Annotated in this window: 5 protein-coding genes and 1 pseudogene; 3 read left to right on the top strand and 3 right to left on the bottom strand. The window is 75.5% G+C overall.

Annotated elements, in window-relative coordinates:
* Positions 1-98: 98 nt before the first annotated feature.
* The 3 genes from AA75_RS33135 to AA75_RS33125 form a co-directional block, all read right to left on the bottom strand.
* Entirely contained in the window at positions 99-671 is a 573-nt protein-coding gene (locus tag AA75_RS33135) for a dihydrofolate reductase family protein (RefSeq protein WP_033824056.1), read from the bottom strand.
* An 82-nt stretch (positions 672-753) separates the two neighbouring features.
* On the bottom strand, positions 754-1,488 hold the full coding sequence (locus AA75_RS33130) for an SRPBCC domain-containing protein (protein WP_033824055.1): 735 nt from the start codon (positions 1,486-1,488) through the stop codon (positions 754-756).
* Entirely contained in the window at positions 1,485-2,195 is a 711-nt protein-coding gene (locus AA75_RS33125) for a helix-turn-helix domain-containing protein (protein ID WP_082527008.1), read from the bottom strand. The genes AA75_RS33130 and AA75_RS33125 overlap by 4 nt, the downstream gene beginning before the upstream one ends.
* A 178-nt stretch (positions 2,196-2,373) precedes the next feature.
* Between AA75_RS33125 and AA75_RS51520 the strand changes: the two genes are divergently transcribed.
* The 3 genes and pseudogenes from AA75_RS51520 to AA75_RS50085 form a co-directional block, all read left to right on the top strand.
* On the top strand, positions 2,374-2,895 hold the full coding sequence (locus AA75_RS51520; protein WP_063794486.1) for a WhiB family transcriptional regulator: 522 nt from the start codon (positions 2,374-2,376) through the stop codon (positions 2,893-2,895).
* 705 nt (positions 2,896-3,600) lie between these two features.
* Positions 3,601-4,112, top strand: a pseudogene (locus AA75_RS52700) (chitosanase); the annotation flags it as partial.
* Between the two features lie 173 nt (positions 4,113-4,285).
* Positions 4,286-4,600 (top strand): hypothetical protein (locus tag AA75_RS50085; RefSeq protein WP_033824054.1); only part of this gene is annotated, 315 nt, incomplete at its 3' end.

Below are 4,600 nucleotides of genomic sequence, written 5' to 3'. Positions count from 1 at the left end.
CACGGCGGGCAGCGGCCGGAGGACCGGCGGTCACCTGACGGACCGGCAACTCGCGGTACGCGCTGGGTCGATGGCCGGTGCGGCGGGCCGGAGCGGGGTCAGCGGACCACGTCGAGGACCTGCTTCTGGAGGCCGTTGGAGTAGACCTCGTGCTCGACCAGCGACAGCTTCTGGGTGTCCTTGTCGGTGGTGCTGAACAGGCGCTTGCCGGCGCCGAGCAGCAGCGGGAAGACCAGCAGGTGGTAGCGGTCGATCAGGCCCGCGTCCGAGAGGCCGTGGTTCAGCGTGGCGCTGCCGTGGACGATGATCGGGCCGCCCTCGGTCCGCTTGAGCTCGGCGACCTCGTCGAGCGAGCGCAGGATCGTGGTCTCGCCCCAGTTCCCGGCCAGCCGGTCGTCGGTGAGGGTGGTGGAGACGACGTACTTCGGCAGCGTCCGGTAGCGGGCGAACTCCGGCATGTCCGGCCACACGGGGCTGAACGCCTCGTAGCTGGTCCGGCCGAGCAGGAGGGCGGCGGACTCCTCCTGCTCGCGCCCCTTGATCTCGTAGGCCTCGGGGACGAACTCGACCTCCTTGAAGGTCCAGCCGGCGTTGCGGTAGCCGGGCTCGCCGCCCGGCGCCTCCATGACGCCGTCGAGGGAGATGAAGGCGGTGCTGATGAGGGTGCGCATGGGTGGTTCCTCGGTGTCTCGTGGGGTGCGGCCGGGGTGCGGCCGGACGGCCAGGGGTGGGCCGGGGGGCGGGTCAGGTGAGTCAGGTGAGCAGGGCGGCCAGCCACCGCTGCCAGGCGCCCTCGGTGCCGTCGGTCCCGGGCCCGAACAGGTGGTGGAACATCAGTGCGATGCCCGGTCCCTGGTGGAAGGTGTAGATCCCGTCGGCGGTGCGGACCTCGAAGCGCTCGTCGTCCGCCCGGGTCACCTCGCCGTCCAGCGGCGGCAGGCCGGCCGGACCGGCCTGGGCCCGCGCCCCGACGGCCACGGGGGCGGGGATCGACAGCCCGCGGGCCAGTGCCGCCCGGATCTCCTGCGGTGCCAGCGCGGTCGGCGCGGCGGCGAAGACCGGGACGGCGGTGCGTCCGGGGAAGTACGTAAGGTACTCGTGCAGGGTGCCCAGGTGGAACGGCCAGCCACGGCGCAGCGCGTCGTACTCGTCCTGCCAGTCGTCGCCGAGCATGCCGCTGTGGACGACGCGCAGGACGGTACTGCCGCCCTCGCGCCCCTCGATGAGGTACTCGAAGGCCATGAACCGGCCGTCCTCGGAGGTGGGTGTGCGGGTGGCGAAGCGCTTGGCCGGTTCGTAGGCGGTGATCAGCGCCTCCGCCCGGCGGCCGCCGGTCTCCATGGCGGCGGTCCCGCCCTCGCGCGGCTCCACCTGGTTGCGGCCCATGAACCAGGAGTCGATCCCCGGTCCGGTGGCGATGGCCTCCCAGACCTGCTCGGGGTCGGCGGGCAGGCTCGTCTCCAGTCCGATCTCGAACGGGTGGGTCATCGTCGGTTCTCCTCTCCCGGTCCGTGCTGGGGAGTGTCGGTGTCGGTGCGGGTGGGTGGCGGGGGCCGGTCGTCCCGGACCCGGTCGGCCCGGCTCTCCCCGGCGTCCGCTGCCGCGGTGGGGGTGTCGGTGGTGGGGATCTGGTGCAGCCCGACCACCACCCGGTGGCGGCGGCCCCCGGGGGCGGACTCGTCGTGGTAGCGGCCGACCAGGCCCGCCACCGCCTGGGCCAGCTCCTCGGAGAACGCCGCCCGGTCGGCCGCGGAGGCGAACCGCACCTGGGCGTCGATCCCGAACGAGGCGACCCGCCGGCCGGCCCGGGCGCCGCCGGTCAGCAGACCCCCGACCTCCTGGACCAGCCGGGCGCCCAGGGCCAGCAGCCAGCGGGCCGACAGCTGGTCGGGGGAGCGGGCCGGGTCCGGGCTGACCGCGCCCAGTGCGGCCGGGGAGATCACGTAGGAGGCTGCGGTGGCGCGGTACACCCGCTCGGTGACGTTTCCCCGGCGCCGCTCCTCGGCGAGCTCGACCAGTCCGTGCCGCTCCAGCTCCTTCAGGTGGTAGTTGACCTTCTGCCGGGGCAGTCCCAGGCGGCCGGCCAGCATGGCGGCCGAGCCGGGCTCGGCCAGGGCGGCGAGGATCCGGGACCGTATCGGGTCCAGGGAGGCCTCGGCCGCGGCGGGTTCCTCGATCACGGCGACATCAAGCACCTCTCCAGGGTGCGACCGACAAGAAAAATTGTCAAGACAGGGAAAATCGTCGGCAGGTCGGTGCCGGCTGAACCGAAGCGGCCGCCCGATGCGTCTCTTGTCCTGAGGACGCCCGGCCGCAGGCGCTCGCCGTGCGAACGGCGGCCCGCCGGGTGAGCACCGATCGGAGAGGCAGCTGATGTCCGTACAGTCGATCACCCGACGGCCGTCGATGGAGGCGGCCGCCTGCCGCCACGTGGACCCGGAGATCTTCTTCGGGGTCCGCGCCGAGAACGCCGAGTCCCGCACCCGCGCCGCCAAACTGGTCTGCAGCGGCTGCCTGGTCCGGGAGCCCTGCCTGCGCCGGGCGATGGAGCACGAGGAGAGCGACGGGGTCTGGGGCGGCCTGACCCCCGCCGAGCGCCGCAGGTTCGGCGGACAGATCCACGACCTGCTGGCCCTGGGGGAGGGGCTGGCCCGCCGGGGCGATCTCGACCTGATGGAGCTCGGCCGGACCGACCGCCGGGCCCGCCCCGGAGTGGTGCTGCTGCTCGCCGACCGGGGCTGGACCGACGTGCAGATGGGCTCGGCGATGCGGATCGAGCCGGCGGCCGTCCGGGCCGCCCTGGCCACGGCCGAGCGGGTGGTCGCGCACTGCCGGTCGGCCGGACTCGACGCGCCGACCTGGGCCCGGTTCATCCTGCCGTCCCGGACCTGCTGACCGTCGACCTGCTGACCGCTGGCCGCCGACCTGCTGACCACGGACCTCGGCCCGGCGGGTGGGCCGGCCGTGCCCGGTCCGGCGATCTACGGCACCAGGAGGTCCATGCCCAGGGCCAGCCGGAAGCGCTCGGGCCGGTCCACCGCCGTACGGTCGGCGGGCGCCACCTTGTCCCGGCGTTCCAGCCAGCCGCTCCAGGGCGCTGCGGTCGCGGTCGCCGGAGTCCGCGGCGGCGGTCTGCGCGGCCTCGCGCAGCAGGATCCGGGCCGGCCGCTCGTCGCCGTCCCCCGGCAGCACGTCGAGGACGACGAACCGGCTCCCCGGCGCGAACACCACCTGGGCGGGTTCCCCGTCCGCGCCGAACGCGGCCGTCCGCCGCCCGGTGGACGACCACACCGCCAAGTGCCCGCCCGGGCCGGTGCAGCCCGGGCCCGGCGGACGGCGGCGCCGCCACGGGCACGGCTGGTGCGGTGGTCCGGGCCGCGGTCGGCGACTGCGCGGGGGAGGACGGCGCGGTGGCCTCCGACGGCGAGGCGGCGGTGGCAGCGGACGGTTCGGCGGAGGGGGCGTCGGGGGACCCGGACGCCGGGGCCGAGGCAGCGGCGGACGCCGCCGGGTACCGCCGCTCTCGACCGCGCTGCCCGCTGCCGCCGGGTCGGTCGCCGGCCCCGCGTCGGGCCACCGGTCCGGCACCACCGCGACCTCGACCCGGGCAACCCCCTGGTCAAGTACCTCCCCGCGCTGGCCCCGTCGACGGCAGCGCCTCGCACCAGGGCCTCGACCCCACCTTCACCGCCGACTGGGCCCGGGCGGCCGACGACCCGGCGTTCCGCCGGGCCCAGGACGACGAGCGCGACCGGGTCTACTTCGACCCCGCCGTCCGCCAGGCGCAGGCGGACGGGCTGCGCGCGCTCGGCCGGTTCATCTACTACGACGCCATCGTCATGCACGGCCCGGGCGACGGCCCGGTCAGCTTCGGCGGGATCCGCGCGACCGCGATGAGGAAGGCCAGGACACCCGCCCGGGGCGGCGACGAGACCGCCTACCTGAACGCGTTCCCGGACGCCCGCCGGGCCGCCATGCTGACCGAACGCGCCCACCGCGACACCGGCAGGGTCGACACCGAGCAGCGCTGGTTCCTCCAGGCCGGCAACCTCGACCTGGCCGCCCCGCTGCGCTGGCGGGTGCACGGCGACGCCTACGTGATCGACGGCTGACGGACCGTCGGACGACGCCGGGACCGGCGGTCACGGGGGTGGCCGTGCGCCGGTTGCGCCCCCCGTGCGGGTCGTGCACGATAGGTGGCTGACGAATCGTGAACCGCTTTTCCCGGCTGCCTCGTTGACCAGGACGGCAGTGTGCGAGGTCGACGGAGAGCGAAGGCAGCGAGATGAGTGGTGGGACCGAACGGGCCCGGGGCCGGACCGGACTGAGACGGGCGGCCACCGCGCTCGCCGTGACGGGTGTGCTGGCCGGCGGCCTCGCGCTGCAGCACGGCCTGGACCGGGCCGCCGAGGCGCCGGCCGGCCTCACCGTCCGCGGCCCGGTCGGCGCGGACGCCGTCGGGCTGCCGCCCGGCCGGACCGTCACCGACCTCGAACACGCCGTGGACCCGGGCCGCGAGCCCGGCGGGCCGCCGCACGCGGCGCTGGCCGCGGTGGTCTCCGACGGCGGCTGCGGCCCCAGTTGGGCGGACGGCACCGAC

It is taken from the genome of Kitasatospora sp. MBT63 (genome assembly GCF_000710465.2).
Taxonomy (GTDB): domain Bacteria; phylum Actinomycetota; class Actinomycetes; order Streptomycetales; family Streptomycetaceae; genus Kitasatospora.
Note: the sequence above shows the minus strand (reverse complement) of the source record. Positions and strands in the feature narration are given on the sequence as shown.